This is a genomic window from Paenibacillus sp. 7516 (assembly GCF_002272715.1).
Taxonomy (GTDB): domain Bacteria; phylum Bacillota; class Bacilli; order Paenibacillales; family Paenibacillaceae; genus Paenibacillus; species Paenibacillus illinoisensis_A.
The window spans coordinates 69,215-85,262 of sequence record NZ_NPBI01000036.1 but is presented as its reverse complement, the minus strand read 5'-3'; the positions used below and the strand labels follow the sequence as shown (position 1 = coordinate 85,262).

17 protein-coding genes are annotated in these 16,048 nt (G+C 47.9%); 5 read left to right on the top strand and 12 right to left on the bottom strand.

Going from position 1 to position 16,048, the window contains the following annotated elements:
• Window positions 1-32: 32 nt before the first annotated feature.
• Complete coding sequence (locus CHI14_RS25290; RefSeq protein WP_095292377.1) at window positions 33-587, bottom strand: DUF420 domain-containing protein; 555 nt, start codon at window positions 585-587, stop codon at window positions 33-35.
• A gap of 406 nt (window positions 588-993) precedes the next feature.
• On the opposite strand from CHI14_RS25290, the gene CHI14_RS25285 reads away from it, so the two are divergent.
• Window positions 994-2,184: a cation:proton antiporter gene (locus CHI14_RS25285; protein ID WP_095292330.1), complete on the top strand. Its 1,191-nt coding sequence runs from the start codon at window positions 994-996 to the stop codon at window positions 2,182-2,184.
• Window positions 2,185-2,899: 715 nt separating this feature from the next.
• On the opposite strand, the gene CHI14_RS25280 is transcribed toward CHI14_RS25285, so the two are convergent.
• From CHI14_RS25280 to CHI14_RS25235, 10 genes are all read right to left on the bottom strand, one after another.
• Window positions 2,900-3,385, bottom strand: a complete 486-nt coding sequence (locus tag CHI14_RS25280) for a DedA family protein (RefSeq protein WP_095292328.1) — start codon at window positions 3,383-3,385, stop codon at window positions 2,900-2,902.
• 14 nt (window positions 3,386-3,399) lie between these two features.
• Window positions 3,400-3,945 carry a CDP-diacylglycerol--serine O-phosphatidyltransferase gene (pssA, locus tag CHI14_RS25275; RefSeq protein WP_095292327.1) on the bottom strand — a complete coding sequence of 182 codons (546 nt, stop codon included), beginning with the start codon at window positions 3,943-3,945 and terminating at the stop codon, window positions 3,400-3,402.
• A gap of 21 nt (window positions 3,946-3,966) precedes the next feature.
• On the bottom strand, window positions 3,967-5,724 hold the full coding sequence (locus CHI14_RS25270; RefSeq protein ID WP_095292325.1) for a sensor histidine kinase: 1,758 nt from the start codon (window positions 5,722-5,724) through the stop codon (window positions 3,967-3,969).
• Complete coding sequence (locus CHI14_RS25265; protein ID WP_095292323.1) at window positions 5,721-6,401, bottom strand: response regulator transcription factor; 681 nt, start codon at window positions 6,399-6,401, stop codon at window positions 5,721-5,723. Before CHI14_RS25265 ends, CHI14_RS25270 begins: the two co-directional genes overlap by 4 nt.
• 238 nt (window positions 6,402-6,639) lie before the next feature.
• Window positions 6,640-7,452: a bifunctional hydroxymethylpyrimidine kinase/phosphomethylpyrimidine kinase gene (gene thiD / locus CHI14_RS25260; RefSeq protein ID WP_095292321.1), complete on the bottom strand. Its 813-nt coding sequence runs from the start codon at window positions 7,450-7,452 to the stop codon at window positions 6,640-6,642.
• A 105-nt stretch (window positions 7,453-7,557) separates the two neighbouring features.
• Window positions 7,558-8,256 (bottom strand): ABC transporter permease, encoded by a 699-nt coding sequence (locus tag CHI14_RS25255; protein ID WP_170948270.1) that lies wholly within the window; start codon window positions 8,254-8,256, stop codon window positions 7,558-7,560.
• Window positions 8,249-9,172: an ABC transporter ATP-binding protein gene (locus CHI14_RS25250; RefSeq protein ID WP_095292317.1), complete on the bottom strand. Its 924-nt coding sequence runs from the start codon at window positions 9,170-9,172 to the stop codon at window positions 8,249-8,251. Before CHI14_RS25250 ends, CHI14_RS25255 begins: the two co-directional genes overlap by 8 nt.
• A gap of 125 nt (window positions 9,173-9,297) precedes the next feature.
• Window positions 9,298-10,227 carry a sensor histidine kinase gene (locus CHI14_RS25245; protein WP_212677027.1) on the bottom strand — a complete coding sequence of 310 codons (930 nt, stop codon included), beginning with the start codon at window positions 10,225-10,227 and terminating at the stop codon, window positions 9,298-9,300.
• The gene (locus tag CHI14_RS25240) at window positions 10,227-10,895 is read right to left on the bottom strand and encodes a response regulator transcription factor (protein WP_481856454.1); all 669 of its coding nucleotides are present in this window, start codon (window positions 10,893-10,895) and stop codon (window positions 10,227-10,229) included. The genes CHI14_RS25245 and CHI14_RS25240 overlap by 1 nt, the downstream gene beginning before the upstream one ends.
• Before the next feature lie 218 nt (window positions 10,896-11,113).
• On the bottom strand, window positions 11,114-11,956 hold the full coding sequence (locus CHI14_RS25235; RefSeq protein WP_095292313.1) for a DegV family protein: 843 nt from the start codon (window positions 11,954-11,956) through the stop codon (window positions 11,114-11,116).
• 305 nt (window positions 11,957-12,261) lie between these two features.
• On the opposite strand from CHI14_RS25235, the gene CHI14_RS25230 reads away from it, so the two are divergent.
• The 4 genes from CHI14_RS25230 to CHI14_RS25215 all read left to right on the top strand — a co-directional run bounded on the left by CHI14_RS25230 (window position 12,262) and on the right by CHI14_RS25215 (window position 15,596).
• Window positions 12,262-13,038 (top strand): ABC transporter permease, encoded by a 777-nt coding sequence (locus tag CHI14_RS25230; protein ID WP_095292310.1) that lies wholly within the window; start codon window positions 12,262-12,264, stop codon window positions 13,036-13,038.
• Complete coding sequence (locus CHI14_RS25225; protein ID WP_095292309.1) at window positions 13,035-13,835, top strand: ABC transporter permease; 801 nt, start codon at window positions 13,035-13,037, stop codon at window positions 13,833-13,835. The genes CHI14_RS25230 and CHI14_RS25225 overlap by 4 nt, the downstream gene beginning before the upstream one ends.
• 20 nt (window positions 13,836-13,855) lie before the next feature.
• On the top strand, window positions 13,856-14,824 hold the full coding sequence (locus tag CHI14_RS25220; RefSeq protein ID WP_095292373.1) for an ABC transporter ATP-binding protein: 969 nt from the start codon (window positions 13,856-13,858) through the stop codon (window positions 14,822-14,824).
• Between the two features lie 94 nt (window positions 14,825-14,918).
• Complete coding sequence (locus CHI14_RS25215) at window positions 14,919-15,596, top strand: succinylglutamate desuccinylase/aspartoacylase family protein (protein WP_095292307.1); 678 nt, start codon at window positions 14,919-14,921, stop codon at window positions 15,594-15,596.
• A gap of 48 nt (window positions 15,597-15,644) precedes the next feature.
• Here the strand turns inward: CHI14_RS25215 and CHI14_RS25210 are convergent, their stop codons facing one another.
• Complete coding sequence (locus CHI14_RS25210) at window positions 15,645-16,043, bottom strand: MerR family transcriptional regulator (RefSeq protein WP_095292306.1); 399 nt, start codon at window positions 16,041-16,043, stop codon at window positions 15,645-15,647.
• Between the last annotated feature and the right edge of the window lie 5 nt (window positions 16,044-16,048).

Sequence of the window (16,048 nt, the reverse complement as noted above, 5' to 3'; positions counted from 1 at the left end):
GCGGCGAGATATGCCTCAGAACATGAACTACATTAATAGTATGGAGCCATCATCAGGTAAACGACTACCCCTGTGGAACTAACATACAGCCAGATCGGCATCGTCCAGCGCGCAATTTTGCGGTGTTTCTTCAATTGGTTTGTCCAGCCCCACACGAGCGTGAACAAAGCCAGCGGCACAATGATGGCTGCAAGAACACTGTGAGTAATCAAAATAAAGAAATAAATGGAGCGAACAATGCCTTCCCCGCCGTATTTGGACGTTTCCGGAGAGAGATAGTGAAACGACAAATACGTGACAAGAAACAGCAATGTTGTTGAGAACGCAGCAAGAATAAACCGTTTATGGAGCTTTACGTTCTTTTTGATAATAGCAATCAGCGCGGCCAGCAGGAAAATGAAAGTGAAACTGTTAAACACCGCATTGAACCGCGGCAGCACCGTGATATCAAAGGCGACATCCCCTTTGTATCCGATCGAAGGTGCGAAGAACAACAATAAAATAATGACATTGGCAAGAATGGAAATGGTAATAATGATACCTGCAAAATTTTTATTACTTGTCGGGGCGGCCGAATTGGATTGCATATTCGAATCCCCTTTGTTATGTTTGCCCAAAGCAAAATCCTCCTCATATGCTAACTTCTATGTTCTATGTCATTATATCTCGCGGCCTGTCCCCTGTTAAGTGACAACACTCTGAACAAAAAGCTTCCGATCCCATATAAAATGCCCTTAACAGTTTGTTTTCATCCGAATGCCGGCAGTCATCGGTTTACCCAAAACAGAGTTTATGGTATAATTAAATTAAATAATCACATACGCGTTGAAATCGGAGGAGCCTGTCACCAAGGGCCCCTCCTTGTCTTTTTATGGCATATTAGGGCACTGTTATTTGCGCCTTTCTATGCCATTTTTTTGTGTCATGACAATGGAATCAAGTGCTCTTGGTGAGGAAATCCTATAGACGCTACTGTTGGAGAGGAGTGCACTTATGGAATTTGTTTTGGTACTTGCATTAATTTTGATTTTCACCAAACTGGCTGGGGACCTGTCCGTTAGACTCGGTCAACCATCCGTATTGGGTAAGCTGATTGTAGGTGTTGTTCTTGGACCTGCCATTCTGGGTTGGGTCCAACAAACTGATTTCGTTCATTATATGGCGGAGATTGGTGTACTTCTGTTAATGTTCATTGCCGGTCTTGAGACGGACCTCGAGCAACTGAAGAAAAACTGGAAGGCAGCTTTCGCTGTTGCCGTTGGAGGTATTATTCTTCCATTTATCGGAGGTTACGGTTCTGCCATTGCCTTTGGCATGTCTCAGACTCACGCTCTTTTCTTCGGACTTCTGTTCTGTGCTACGTCGGTGAGTATTTCGGTCCAGACACTCAAGGATATGGATCAGCTCAGTTCGCGTGAAGGTACTACAATTCTCGGTGCAGCTGTAGTTGATGACGTTCTGGTTGTTGTCCTGCTCGCAGTTATGATGAGCTTGCTCGGAACAGGTGCAGGTGACACGTCAATCAGTCTGCTTATTGGTAAAAAATTGTTATTCTTTGTTATTATTATTGCTGCAGGCTGGTTCCTTGTCCCTCGAATCATGAAGTGGATGGCACCTCTCAAAGTTACAGAGACTGTCATTACTACAGGATTAATCATCTGTTTCGGATTTTCCTATTTCGCAGAATGGATGGGTGTTGCGGGGATTATTGGTGCATTTGCCGCTGGTATTGCTATTTCCCAAACCACTTTCAAACATGAAGTTGAAAGCAAAGTTGAGCCGATTGCCTACAGTATTTTTGTGCCCGTATTCTTTGTGAGTATCGGACTCAATGTTACGTTTGACGGTGTCGGTTCCCAAATCTGGTTTATCATTGCTATCAGCTTAATTGCGATTGTGACAAAGCTGCTTGGTGGCGGAGCCGGCGCACGACTTACCGGATTTGATCGGGTTTCATCTCTAGCCATTGGTTCAGGGATGATATCCAGAGGAGAGGTTGCATTGATTATTGCTTCAACCGGACTCGCTTCCGGCTTGCTCGATCCTGAATATTTTACCAGTGTTGTCATCATGGTTATCGTAACTACACTTGTTACACCACCATTGCTCAAAATAACTTTTGCTCGCAAAAAGGGTGAAAATCGTATTGAACAAGGGATTGAGAAAGCCCATCTAAACGGATAGTACATTTAAACAAATGGATCGTAGAAATAGATATGGACACAAAATAGGAGGATGTATTGCGTTGGATCAACGACTGCAGTATTTTCCAACAGTAGTACTTCGGAATGACTATCTTTTACAATATTGAATATTGAAATAGTCCAGTTTCTATCGTTATACTTGTCTTTAATAAAGAAAATTAGGCCGTGAAGCACACACGCCGCTTTGACACATTTTCACCTTTAATCCAAAAAGGAGGGAAATGTTCAGAGCGGCTTTTGCATTTTATAATACTTCTTCAACCTACATAAGGAGGAAATGATTAAGATGGGTATTGAATTTGATCAGGCTTACGAAGAATGGATGAACTCTCTTTTAGAGAAGGAACGTAATCATTGAGTGCGTTCAAGAATAGAAACCTGCGATTCACGGATCAGCATGCCCGCCGAGTGCTTCGCAGTTTAACAGAACAACAATTATTGCATGTGGCTAGTGGCAAACAACGGTATCGGACCTATTACGGCTATAACTTCACTTATTCATGAGATAAGGATAATGAGGTTCTTTAGAATTTTTATATGGCTAATATTTTTTTGATAAACACACTCCAGTTCGTTACATTTGCAGCTAGGTGACTTCCGTCGGAGGTGATATAAAACATCTAGAAAAACAAAAAAAGACCGCTCCATTTACAAGAGGTCTTTATCCTCAACCCGAAACAACAGGTTGTCCCAATTTAAGTTAACACACCAACGTAGAAACCGATCGTTATAAACACGACGCACCATATGAATGCCCCGATCCCGGAGATCACTACATATTTTCCGATGGCCATGCGGCTGATGCCGGAGAAGCAGCACATCAGATGACGAATGCCAGGAATAAAGTAGCCGAGGATAATGGACCAGTACCCATATTTCAGGAACCAGCCCTCTACCCTCCCCAGCCGTTTGGGGTTCACCCCTACCCACTTGCCATACTTTACAACGAGGGGTCTGCCCGCCTTCTTGCCAATCGCGTAGCTGAGCAGTCCTCCCGTAAATGCGCCACCAAAGCTGACAATGATCGAAACGGAATAGTTCAGGACCGAGATGGAGGCAAGATAACCGACAAAGGTCATCATCACCTCATCCGGAATGGGCATGCCGATGACACCCAGAGCGAGCAATCCGTAGATTGCAAAATATCCATATTGACCAATAAACTCTTTAGCAATTTCCATGACTGACTCGCTCCTTATTTCGGTTCCACGACGTCCTTCTCATGAGGCGCCAACACCTGTTTCAGAGATGGGAATCGAATTTGGCTGACCATTAGACCGGATAATACAACGATAACAAGATAAGCTACACCGTGGGTGAAATAAGGACTCCAGAGCGCGAAAAAGGACATCAGTCCGCCTGCAAACGTAATTGGCATTCCTACAAAACCTACACTTGCTGTCTTCTGACAATTGTAACGAGCGAGGCGCAAGGCGCCACATACCGGAAACAATGCCGTCAATGCCATGCCAAGCACACTGACCTCGTTCATGGAATTCAGATACAGAATCAGCACCGGGGCTGTTCCGAAGGAAATGACATCAGCCAGAGAATCCAGCGCCTTGCCGAACTCTCCCTCACAATGCAATTTTCGTGCGGCAAAGCCGTCAAACAGATCAAAGAACATGGCAACCCAAATCATTGTCACGGCCAGTGCGAACTCGCCATGAATGGCCATTATGACAGCGAGCATGCCAGAAGTTAAATTGCCCAATGTTAAAATGGACGGTAAAGATTTCATAAGACTTGACTCCCTTTCGTACTAAGCATTAGGAAAAATAATATAAAAGCGGACTCCGTCCGGCGTGTTCTCCACTCCATAACTGCATCCGTGCAGATCAAGAATCTGCTTCGCGATGGCCAGGCCCAGGCCTGTTCCTCCCATTTTGCGATTCCGTGATCGTTCTACCCGATAAAATCTCTCCCAGATATACTGGCGTTCAGCTTCCGAGATCCCTTCGCCTTTATTTTCGATGGAGATTCTTACCTGCCCTTCCAGTCTGCTGATCTCTATCATTATATCGGTCTGCGGCAGCGCATGACGTATAGCATTCATCATCATGTTATAGATCACTTGCTCCAGCTTACTTCGATCTCCTTCAACGGTCTGCTCTGTGGTGGAGACAAGCACGATTTCGAGGCCTTTTTCCTTCAGCTGCGGGCCGAGACGCCCGGCAATCTCCTCGATCATGTCTCCAAGGACAACTGCACCGGTATTTAGCTTGATCGCCTGGGATTCCAACCTAACGAGATCCAGCATTTCTTCAACCATCGTCTCCATTTTGACCGCTTCATCCGCAATGATCTCAATGTAACGCTCCCGCTTGTTCTCGCTGACTCCATCCTTCAGCCCTTCGGAATATCCCTTGATGATACTGATAGGCGTTTTGAGTTCATGCGATGCATCGGCAAAAAATTCACGCTGCCGCTGTTCGATCCGCTGCTTCATCTCCATATCGGTCCGCATTTGACGATTCGCCTGTCTGAGTTCCTCCAGCGTCTGCCCCAATGTGGTGGACAGAGCGTTCAGGCTATCGGACAAGCTGCCAATTTCATCATTGCGTTTGATCGGTGATTTCACGGAGAAATCAAGCGTCGACATCTTTTTGGCCACATGGTTCAAGGCCAGTAAGGGTTTTGTGACAATTCTGGACAATAACAGGGAAAGAAACAGAATCAGTACAAATGCACCCATACCAAAATATGCATAGAACAAACGTGTTGCTTCATTCGCTTCCCTCATCTCCTGCAGAGAAGTCAGGGAAAAAATAAGCTGCTGCTGCGGCCCGTTTTTGTGGACCGGAGCAATGGTAATCACATTCCGAACACCACTCCAGCTATCCGTCCATTCTTCATTAAGCATCTTGCCACTCGCCAAACTGAGCTGGTCCTCCGTTGAGAGTGGGAAGCGGCTGTCCAGTGCCTGCACAAGCAATCCCTGACGCTGACTCCATGTTCCCAAATTGGGAAGTACCACTTCCGTCAATACGCCAGACCATTCCTGAACCGGCTCAGAGAGCTCCTGAAAATCCTCCGTACCTCGCGCGGCAGAATTGTTGTCCTGGATTTTTAACGGATAGACCATCGGTTCGTTCAACCCGCTGGCCGGACCTGTGACGGTCAATTCCTGGCCATATTTCAGATGAGTGGCAATCCAGCCCGCGTTCTCACTATTGATGAACAGGGATAGGGAGACCTTCACCTGACTGCCATCCTCGCGAAGCAGGGTAATATGAAACGGATCGTTGACCAGTTTGCCCGTGCTTGTCAAAATCACTAGATGCGACTGATTCTGACGCATGAACTTCCCGGTTTCCTTGGCCAGTTGTATACTATCCCAATGCCCTCTGGAATACTGCTGTTCAAATTTGGCCAGTTTTTTCTTCATGCTGCTGATCTTCTGATGCTGGTAAAAGTCCGGGAACCAGACCAACTGTGCAGTCACTGATGTTCCATATAAGAGGAGCAGAAAACCGGCCATAACCAGAAATAGCTTCATCGTTACGCCATTACGTCTCATGCCTCAGCCTCGAATCGATATCCCGTGCCAATAACTGTCCGGATACACTTGGCTTCATCCCCTAGTTTGCTGCGCAGCTTCTTAATGTGCGTATCCACAACGCGGGAATCACCATCAAAGTCATATCCCCAGACCCGATTAAGGATCGCATCCCGGGATAGAACGATTCCCTGATTGCGTGCCAGGTAGAGCAGCAACTCATATTCTTTGGGAGCAAGCTCTACCTCCATTCCATTCATCTCCAGTCGTCTCGCCCAAGGATCAAGCAATGCGTGGCCAAACCGGATCACACCCTGTTCCCTGCTGATTGCACCTTCGACTCGCTTCATTAATGTCTCCGCACGCGCAACCAGCACACGAGGGCTGAACGGCTTCGTTACATAGTCATCGACACCAAGGTTAAATCCGTGGATCTTATCATCATCTTCAGACCTTGCGGTCAGCATTATAATAGGTACGGTGGATTGAGACCGAATATGCTCACAGAGCGTCCATCCATCCATTTCAGGCATCAGCACATCCAGAATGACCAGATCCACTTCATGCAGATCCAGCAGTTGGAGTGCTTCAATTCCATGCTCCGCCTCGATTACATTCCATTGTTCCTTTATAAAATAATCGGCCACAATTTCACGAATGCGGCTTTCGTCTTCCACGAGAAGCACTGTTCTCACCATGGCCGACTCTCCTTTTATCTTTCTTCTGTTAACATACCGATTCCATGTGTCGTTCGTGTGTCCATCCATGTTCTGGAATGAACTCCATGTTATATACGATTAATACCCCATATAAGTTACTAAATTCGCAGCAATCCACACAAAAAGGCGGTTGCCAACGAGCCACCTTCGCCCATTGACAACCACCCTTCAGCTGAATCCAAGTTCTCTTTCCCGGTATCGCTTACCGCACCCGCTATTAGCGTTGCTGCTCCAAGCGGTGTGCCGCGTGCAACGTCGGGCCAACAAAACGATTAAGCGGGAATCCGCCAGCAATCGCTTGAGTAATGAAGGCTTTGCCTTCACGTACAGCCTCTTTTACAGACAAACCGCGCGCCAAACCAGCGGTAATCGCTGCAGAGGTTGTACAACCCGCCCCATGCGTATAACCGGAACCAACAACATCGGCTTCATACCATTCGTAGTTTTTGCCATCATAGAGAAGATCCATCGCTTTGCCTGGGGTAATGACGCCTCTGTCCTTGATCAGGACATGCTTCGCCCCATGGTTGTGAATTACAGCAGCTGCTGCTTCCATCTGTTCCTTGGAACGGATCGGTCCGCTCTTGGCCAGTTGGGAAGCTTCAAACAGGTTTGGAGTAACAAGGTCAGCACCCGGCAGCAAAAATTCAATCATTGCTTCCGTATTCTCAGGCTGCAGCACCTCATCTGTACCTTTGCAGACCATTACCGGATCGATTACGATCTGCGGCAGACCGCTGCGGCGAACATGCTTCGCTACCAGTTCAATAATATCTACGGAACCCAGCATTCCCGTCTTCATCGCATCAAAACCAATTCCGTCCAGAACGGTACGGAGCTGTGCTTCCACTACATCCAGAGCCACAGGGAAAACCTGGTGGTCCCATGTTTCAGGCTCCATCGCCACAACCGTAGTCAGAACGGTCATCCCGTACACACCAAGCTCCTGGAATGTTTTCAAATCAGCTTGAATTCCTGCACCGCCGCTTGTATCCGAGCCGGCTATTGTCAATGTTTTTGGAATCGTCATGGTAGTCGCATTCTCCTTCATGTTTCAGTTGACATTATCCTATCCCTTGTACGAGCGGATGTCAATGGCATCTGAAGCCATACGAAGCATGGTTTTGCGAGCACTTTAGTTCACATCTTTTGTCTCCAGCCGAACCATGGACAGGGAAGCAATCCAAAGGCCGATGGCGCCCAGAGTTAATGGAATCACGATAATGGAATTGATGGAAACGCTTGGTCCATTCACGCCGGAACACACTGCGAAAACCAGGAAAATAGACGACACCATGGTTGCCGTGACCGAGTGCTTTCGCATGCCGAACAATAGTGGAATCAATGCCATTGCAGCAGCAGACAGCGAACTAATCGTATATTTGATCAGCAATTGAAGTGCTTGATTACCCGTCAGCTCATCGGCAATAAAGGGATAAAAGTGATCTGTTGTCAGCAGGATTGCTCCCATCAGCAAATTGGTAAACATAATCATGAAAAAGGTAAACGCAAATACGATAATCAGCTTGGCTGCAATAATTTTGTGACGTTTTATTGGATAGGTAAACATCACATTCATCGTTTTGTTTCTATATTCGCTAATAATCAGCTTCGATATCAGTGCCCCTCCAAAAATAATAAAGGTTGCCCGGGCAAATGTATCAATCAGCATAAAGGAGAGAGGATACGTGGTGAAGGCATAATCTTCTGCTCCCCAGTCCACCACACCAATCATGATCAGAAACAACAGAATCCCCACATTGGCGATAGCTGCGTATCCGAAATTACGAGCAAACCGGTGTTTTCGCATTTCGAGAAAAATAAGTTTAAGCAACGTCCCCATCCCCCTTCACCAGGTTTAGAAAGTGTTCCTCCAGCGAATGGGACCGCTTGATAATCGACTCAATCTCAACACCATGCTGAACCAGACTGCCTGTTAATTGGGATGCAGATACACCAGGGTCATAAATGCGAACTGTACGATCGTCAACCAATTTATAGTTTTTCAACTCGAGCTGCTGCTCAATAACATAAGTCGCCTTGCGTCCATCAATAACCTGCAGTTCGATATATTCGCTATGTTTCCCACGTAAGCTCTCCATCGACACTTCCTCGACCAGACGACCGCCACGAATTACCCCTACCGTATCAGCAATTTGCTCAATCTCGCCCAGGATATGACTGGAGATCAGAAGAGTAATTCGATACTCTGCACTCAGACGCTTGAACAAATCACGCATCTCCTTGATGCCCACCGGGTCGAGCCCGTTAATAGGTTCATCGAGGATAAGAAATTCCGGCGTTGTAATCAATGCACGGGCAATACCCAGCCTCTGCTTCATCCCCAGGGAGAAATCACGTACCGGTTTCTTGCCGGTATCCTTCAGACCTACACTTTCCATCATATCGCCGATAACCTTCTTGTTATGAAATCCCATATATTCGCAATGAAGCTCCAAGTTATCCCTAGCGGACAATTTATCGTAGAAAAAAGGATATTCAATAATGCTGCCTATTCGCTTAAGCACTTCATAAGAGTCAGGGGTAAGTTTCTCCCCGAACATTTCAATCTCCCCTACGGTAGGCTTAACCAGATTGGTCAACATTTTCATTATTGTCGTTTTCCCTGCTCCGTTCGGCCCTAAAAATCCGTATATTTCACCTTGCTTGATATTCATATTGACGTTGGATACGACCTCCGTGCCTGCATAGGTTTTGGTCACACCGATGGTGCGTGCAATATATCTCATCTCTTCTGTTCTCCTTTACGACCCCTGACGGGTTCTTATATCTGTATTGTAAAGAGAAAAGTCTGCTTTTTTATTAATCAAATCTTACAAAAAACTTAAGTTCCCCCATCCACACAAAAAGGCAACTAACGAGATGTAAGAGAGATTTTAAATGAAGTCCGCTCATAGGGTACGCTCCGCAGCTCAATGCGTCCCCCCATCCGTTCGACAAGTCGCTTCGTGATGGTGAGGCCAAGCCCGCTTCCATGATAGAGACGGTTACGGGAATCCTCCAGCGTATACATGCGTTCAAAAACACGGGCTTGTTCTTTTTCCGGAATGCCTTTACCCTTGTCCCAAATCTGCAGCATGACCTCTCCATGATTCGTTGGTTCAAGCAGCAGACCCAATACCTTACCGTCCGCCCCGTACCGCATCGCATTAGTAATCAGATTATCCAGCACCCGGTCGAGTGCATCCTCATTGCCGGTCACGAAGAGATCACTCTCAGGAATGGACAGCTCCACCTGCAGACCCTGATTCGTTAACATTTCATAAAAGGAGAGCATCTTCACCCGGCATAATTCACTAAGATTTATTCGAGTCAATGCAAGCTCGGTATCCCCTGACTCCAATTTCGCCAGATCAAAGAAGGAATGGATCAGACGCAGCACCTCCTGCGCTTTATCCTGAATCTTGCTGATCATACCTTCCCGTTCCTGATCGGTTAATGAAGAGCTATGGAGCAGCGTTTCACTATAACCCATCACTACCGTGAGAGGGGTCTTCAAGTCGTGGGAGATGTTGGAGAGCATATTGCGGATCTCCTTCTCCTGATTGGCATAACGGGCACCGGTTCGGTGTGCGTAATCCAGCAATTCGTTGATATCCCCCAGCAGGAGGCGAATCTGTGCATCGCTGCTAAAGACCAGCAAACGCTCATATGTCCCCTCTTCCAGAATGCCTCCGAGCTTCTGATGAATATATGCCAATTGCCGGCTGCGCTTATTCAGCTTCACAGCGAGTAAAATGACAAGCATGAGGAGAGCAACGGTTAAGATGGCCAATAGGATGATCACTTGGGCTCCACCTCCAGCTTATAACCGATCCCCCACAACGTTTTGATATACTGCGGATTCGATGGATCTGTCTCGATCTTTTCGCGCAGCCTCCGCATATGTACGTTAATGATATTTTCGTCCCCATAATACGGATCGTTCCAGACAGATGCGTAAATCTGTGCCTTCGTAAACACTCTGCCAGGATGCGTAACAAACAACTTAAGAATGCCAAATTCCTTGGATGTCAGTCTTACAGGGGTGCCTTCCCGCTCCACTTCATAGGTTTCCATATCCACCACCAGCCCGCCAATTTCAATCCGTTGATCCTTGGCTGGTGTCGAGGTAACCGGCGGTACCGTATAGTTGGCGCGGCGAATTGCCGCCTTGATTCGCGCGGTCAATTCGATGAGGGAGAACGGCTTGCTCAAATAGTCGTCTGCACCGAAACCAAGCCCCAGTGCCTTGTCCACTTCCCCATCCTTTGCAGATAATATTAAGACAGGGACAAGACTGGCAGCTCTGATGGTCTGCAGTACGTCCATGCCGCTTCGGTGCGGCAGCATGAGGTCCAGAATGATCAAATCAAACGCAGGATCCGCTTGTTGAAACTTGTGCTCTGCCTCTAATCCGTCATATGCGTACGTGACGCTGTAGCCCTCTTTCTCCAGATATGGTCCAACCATCTCACTAATTGAATGATCGTCTTCCACAAGCAGCAAACGGTAACTCGACACGTGATTTTCCCCCAACTTCTTTGTTTTCTTTTATTACCTCACAGTTCACCTAAATTGGCAATGCGGAAGCGCCACTTCTTCGAACGTCATCTAAAATAGGTACAAAAAAGGCAGGGAAGCCACCTGTACACGAGGTGACTCCCCTACCTTTTCGATCATTAATCCATCTATGTCGTCTCACTGCGTATCCAGCACAGACCAATCGTACCTGCACCTGCATGAATACCTACCACAGGGATAAAAGGCATGATTTCCGTCTTCAATCGGGGCAGCAAATCGGCAATTTGCTGCTTGATGGTGATGGCTTCTTCCTGGTTATCGGCATGCATGATACACACATGTTTTACTTTCTCCATGTCGACCTTCAGCACCTCTAACATGCGCTGTTTGGCTCGCTTGAAGGTACGAATCTTCTCGTTTACGACGACCTTGCCCTCTTCAAACCGCAAGAGCAGGTGAATTTTCAACAATTGGCTGAGAACTAGCTGTGTGCCTGACACGCGCCCACTGCGGTGAAGATGCTGAAGACTGGCCGGAATGAGGTAAAAGGACATGTTATCCATCATCTGTTCGATGTGAAGCTTGATTTCGGATATTGAACATCCCTTTTTCTGCATTTCCACGCCTTGCAAAATCATCTCCCGCAGCGGGTAGGCTCCCGCTCTGGAATCAATTGCCGTTATCGATACTCCAGCAATCTCTGCTGCCTGCATTGAAGTATGCAGCGTTCCGCTAAGTGCAGTTGAGCAGTGAATGGTAATAATCTCATCATACTGACCTTTTAGCGATTCATATAGTTCGATAAACTCACCTATAGGCGGCTGAGAGCTGCTTGCCCTTGCAGCCTCTGCAAGCTTCTCATAGAACTGTTCGGATGAGATGTCCTCGGTCTCCCGGTAGCATTCCTCTCCAAATACAACGCGCAGCGGTACAATGTATACGTGATTTTGCTCTGCAAACAGTGGGTCGAGTGTGCTGGTACTGTCGGTAACCCATGCAATTTTTTTCATTCCAACCTTCTCTCTTGCCGGATTGTTGAAGCTGTATCCTCCATCGTCAGGCACATGCCCGGCGGATTATTTTAAATTTGAATAGCTCATATTGTAAACGTTTACGTCATTACTCCTTAATTATAAAGGACCGGGCGAACCGCTGTCTTGTGGCGCATTATTGAACAGCCCTGTTTCTTCCGGGATATCCCAAAAAAATGTCTTGCCTGTGAAGGAATAAATTGGTATGCTGTTGTCCTTCTCTCTTTTTCGCCTTGACTGAAGTGAACGGGACCGCCGTTCAATCCACTTATCGGAGGTGTCAAATGCTTTATCTCACTTTGGCTTCCAAAGCCTACGCCCGGAATCTGCAATACCGCGGGGCACACATGGTACATAACCTGGCAAGCGCCATGTTCGGTTACATGTATGCCTGCCTCTGGATCGGCATCGGGGCCGATCACTCTCTCGGGGAATACGGGACACAGGGGATGGTCAGTTACATTGCGTTTACGCAATCCTCTCTCTGGATCTCGGGTTTTCTCACCAATGGGCTCGGAATTCCCCTTACGGTCAGGACAGGGCAGATCGCGCTGGATCTGATGAGGCCGGTGCATCTGTTTACTCACCTTATGGCACGCGAATGGGGACAGATTGCCTACCAGTTCGTGTACAAGAGCATTCCAATCTACCTGCTATTCTCTATCGTTTTTTCCCTGCAATGGCCTACGGAGGTCTCAACCCTGTTATTTGCAGCGCTTGGTCTTGCCGGCGCATCCTACTTATCCATCTGCATGAATTACATCATTGGGGTTACTGCCATCTGGACGACCGAATCATCCTGGCTTCACTGGGGCAATCATGCCTTGATGAATTTGCTGGCTGGTTTCTTCATCCCGCTCGAATGGCTGCCTGACTGGCTCGAACGTCTGGCCTGGTTATCACCCTATCCCTTTCTGCTCTATGTTCCTACCCGAATCTATCTCGGTTTTGAAGTTGGCTCCTTGCTCTGGGGAACCTTGCTTTGGTGTGTGCTTATGACCCTGATCTGTCTGGTCATCACCCGTGTGATGCGCCGCAAAGTGGAGGTGCAGGGCGGATGAAGCGAACTTCCTGGTACCATCTATATAAAATACTGATTCGAACGAGCATCCGCAGCCGGATGCAGTACAAGTTCAATTTTATATTGGCTTCCGTTCTGGCCGCACTGATTCAGATCTCCGAATTTCTCATGGTTGCGCTGGTGCTGCATCAGTTTGGTGCGATTAAGGGCTGGTCTCTCCATGAGATCGGTTATCTGTTCGCGATCATGACGTTATCCAAAACACTGTACCGTACCTTCGGCAATGAGGTTCATCATCTGGAGAAATATTTAGTCGGCGGCGAACTGGATCAACTGTTAACGAGGCCCATGCCCGTATTACTTGCCCTGCTGCCGCAAAATTTCCGCATCATGGTCGGCGAAGTGCTTCAGGGAGGATTCATTCTATGCTGGTCTCTGGCAGGCATGATGCACAGCGGGCAGATTGGCTGGACGGTCATTCCCCTCTCTCTCCTGATTATTCTGACTGGAGCCATCATCCTCTTCTCCATTGGACTGGCTACAGCGACGCTGGGATTCTGGACCACACGGATTGAGGAACTGCAGACAATCACCGAAGATGCAGCCCGTACGGCTGCCCAATATCCGCTAACGTTATATCCCAAGTGGATGTCCGGCATTCTTCTGACGGTCATCCCGGTTGGATTCGTCAACTACATCCCCTCCCTGTATCTACTGCGGGGTCAAGGAGGAGCATGGGTGCTTGCAGCGATTGCGGCTGTAGCTGCTTTGTGTCTGGCTGCCAGTCTGCGCTTCTGGAAATACGGTATCACCAAATATCAAAGCACGGGAAGCTAAGGAGGGATCTTACCATGAACATGATCACAGCGAGACAACTGCAGAAGGAATTTAAAACGCCTGTCGTTCGGGAAGGCCGGTTCTCCGGACTTCGGACGCTATTTTCACGCGAATACGTATCCAAAGAGGCCGTACGTGACATCAGTTTTGACATTCCACAAGGAGAGTTCGTTGGATACATCGGGCCGAATGGTGCCGGCAAGTCGACCACCATCAAAATGTTGACTGGCATCCTCCACCCGACTTCCGGGGAGGTAAGGTTAGCCGGCATGAACCCGCATCAGGAAAGGCTGCAAACGGTAAGACGACTGGGGGTAGTGTTTGGTCAACGCAGCCAGCTCTGGTGGGATCTGCCTGTGAAGGATTCGTATGATATTCTGGCTGAAATGTACGGCGTACCTGCTGAACTCAAAAGGAAACGGTTGTCCCAGTTCGCCGAACTGCTGGACCTTGAATCCTTCTGGGCCACTCCTGTCCGTAAACTCTCACTTGGACAGCGGATGCGAGCAGATCTGGCAGCTTCCATGCTGCATGATCCGGAACTGCTTTTTCTCGATGAACCCACAATTGGGCTGGATGTGAACGCCAAACGGAACATACGCCAGTTTCTGCGGACATTAAATGAAGAGTTTGGCAAAACCATTTTGCTGACGACGCATGATATGGATGATATCGAGCAGTTATGCAGCCGGGTGATGGTCATTAATCATGGGCGGCTCACATATGACGGTACGATCTCCTCTCTGCGGGACACGATTGGTCTGCCCACGATTATCCGGGTGACTTACCGAGGGGAGTTTCATATTCCGGAAACCATACCTCCTGCCATCCAGATTACAGGTGTGGACGGACTGGTCGTTACTGTACAAGTGAACCGGAAAGAATGGAGTACGATGAATATTCTGAAGCTGCTGGAACAATGGGGCGAGATTATCGATGTGGAGATGCAGGAACCTGATTTCGAAGATATTATCCACCAGGTATACTGATTGGCCCATTTTGGACAGATCTGGATGAGGGCCTGTTCGGGTGCCGTTACATGCAAGAAGGACATGACGTACTGTGGTAACGGAGGTGAGGTTCATGCTTGTCACTAAACATGTACTGACAGCGTCCAGCACATACTCTACTCCCTACTACATGGTGCGTGGTGCAGCGTCTGGCCCCGTGATGGTTGTCACTTCCGGCATTCATGGAAACGAAACCGCAAGCATGGCTGCTGCGCAAAAACTCGCCGACGATTGCGCAGCAGGACGACTATCCATTCAGCGCGGTCTTCTCATTATTATTCCAAGAGTGAACCAGAAGGCTTATGACAAAAAAATCAGGGGCAATCCCGATCTGAACAGAACATTTCCCCTTCGCTTATCTGCCAAAGCGAAGCATCCACTTGCTTCTGCCGTCTTTCGTCTGGCACGTGAACATGGGCCAGACTGGTGGATCGACCTGCACGAGGCTAACGGATTGTCCCAGCTTAGCTCCCGTGTATTGGGGCAAACCCTGATCACCAATCCCGGAAGCCGTGCCGTTCCGGCATGCAGAAGAATTATTGAACACATGAATCGTTCCATCGCCATTCGTGATCGGCATTTCAACCTGAAGCAGCATGAGCTTCCCGGATCTGCCCGGACAGCTGCCGCCAGACTGCTGCAGGCTCGTTCCGTCACCGTTGAAACCTGCTGGAGCCTGAAGCGATCCGTACGGATCAAGTACCAGACGAGAATTGTACACCACTTTTTGCGGGAAGCAGGGTTTATATGAAATAAGTAACCTCCCAATTCCATCTGATGTGGAAGGGAGGTTATTATATTACTCGTCTTTATTATTACGGAAAGATTGAATGTAGTTATGGATATCCTTTTCCGATGTCATGAGCAGGGCTTCAAGGAACGTTTGCATACGCTGCAGATTCGTGATGTGACTCTCAATGTCTTTGATTCGGTCGCGTACCAGCATTTTCAGCTGCTCACTTTCCATATCCTCCTGGCTAAGCAGCTGCAAGTTTTCCTGAATCTCTTTTAGCGAATATCCCAGTGCCTGTGCATCCTGAATAAATTTGATTTTGACCAGATAATCCTCTGTATATATTCGATATCCGTTAGATGCCCGGCGGGGAGCAGGCAGTATGCCACTGTTCTCGTAATAACGGATGGCTGCCATGCTTATTCCTGTCCGTTTCGCCAATTCGCCTCTCGTCATGGTACCCATAAAGC

Coding starts and splice junctions, on each gene's coding strand:
- CHI14_RS25225 (WP_095292309.1), top strand. CDS start 13,035: ATGAAGCGAACTTCCTGGTACCATCTATATAAAATACTGATTCGAACG.
- CHI14_RS25235 (WP_095292313.1), bottom strand. CDS start 11,956: ATGAAAAAAATTGCATGGGTTACCGACAGTACCAGCACACTCGACCCA.
- CHI14_RS25210 (WP_095292306.1), bottom strand. CDS start 16,043: ATGGGTACCATGACGAGAGGCGAATTGGCGAAACGGACAGGAATAAGC.
- pssA (WP_095292327.1), bottom strand. CDS start 3,945: ATGAAATCTTTACCGTCCATTTTAACATTGGGCAATTTAACTTCTGGC.
- CHI14_RS25215 (WP_095292307.1), top strand. CDS start 14,919: ATGCTTGTCACTAAACATGTACTGACAGCGTCCAGCACATACTCTACT.
- CHI14_RS25285 (WP_095292330.1), top strand. CDS start 994: ATGGAATTTGTTTTGGTACTTGCATTAATTTTGATTTTCACCAAACTG.
- CHI14_RS25230 (WP_095292310.1), top strand. CDS start 12,262: ATGCTTTATCTCACTTTGGCTTCCAAAGCCTACGCCCGGAATCTGCAA.
- CHI14_RS25290 (WP_095292377.1), bottom strand. CDS start 587: ATGCAATCCAATTCGGCCGCCCCGACAAGTAATAAAAATTTTGCAGGT.
- CHI14_RS25265 (WP_095292323.1), bottom strand. CDS start 6,401: ATGGTGAGAACAGTGCTTCTCGTGGAAGACGAAAGCCGCATTCGTGAA.
- CHI14_RS25280 (WP_095292328.1), bottom strand. CDS start 3,385: ATGGAAATTGCTAAAGAGTTTATTGGTCAATATGGATATTTTGCAATC.
- thiD (WP_095292321.1), bottom strand. CDS start 7,452: ATGACGATTCCAAAAACATTGACAATAGCCGGCTCGGATACAAGCGGC.
- CHI14_RS25250 (WP_095292317.1), bottom strand. CDS start 9,172: ATGAGATATATTGCACGCACCATCGGTGTGACCAAAACCTATGCAGGC.
- CHI14_RS25220 (WP_095292373.1), top strand. CDS start 13,856: ATGATCACAGCGAGACAACTGCAGAAGGAATTTAAAACGCCTGTCGTT.
- CHI14_RS25270 (WP_095292325.1), bottom strand. CDS start 5,724: ATGAGACGTAATGGCGTAACGATGAAGCTATTTCTGGTTATGGCCGGT.
- CHI14_RS25240 (WP_481856454.1), bottom strand. CDS start 10,895: ATGGTTGGACCATATCTGGAGAAAGAGGGCTACAGCGTCACGTACGCA.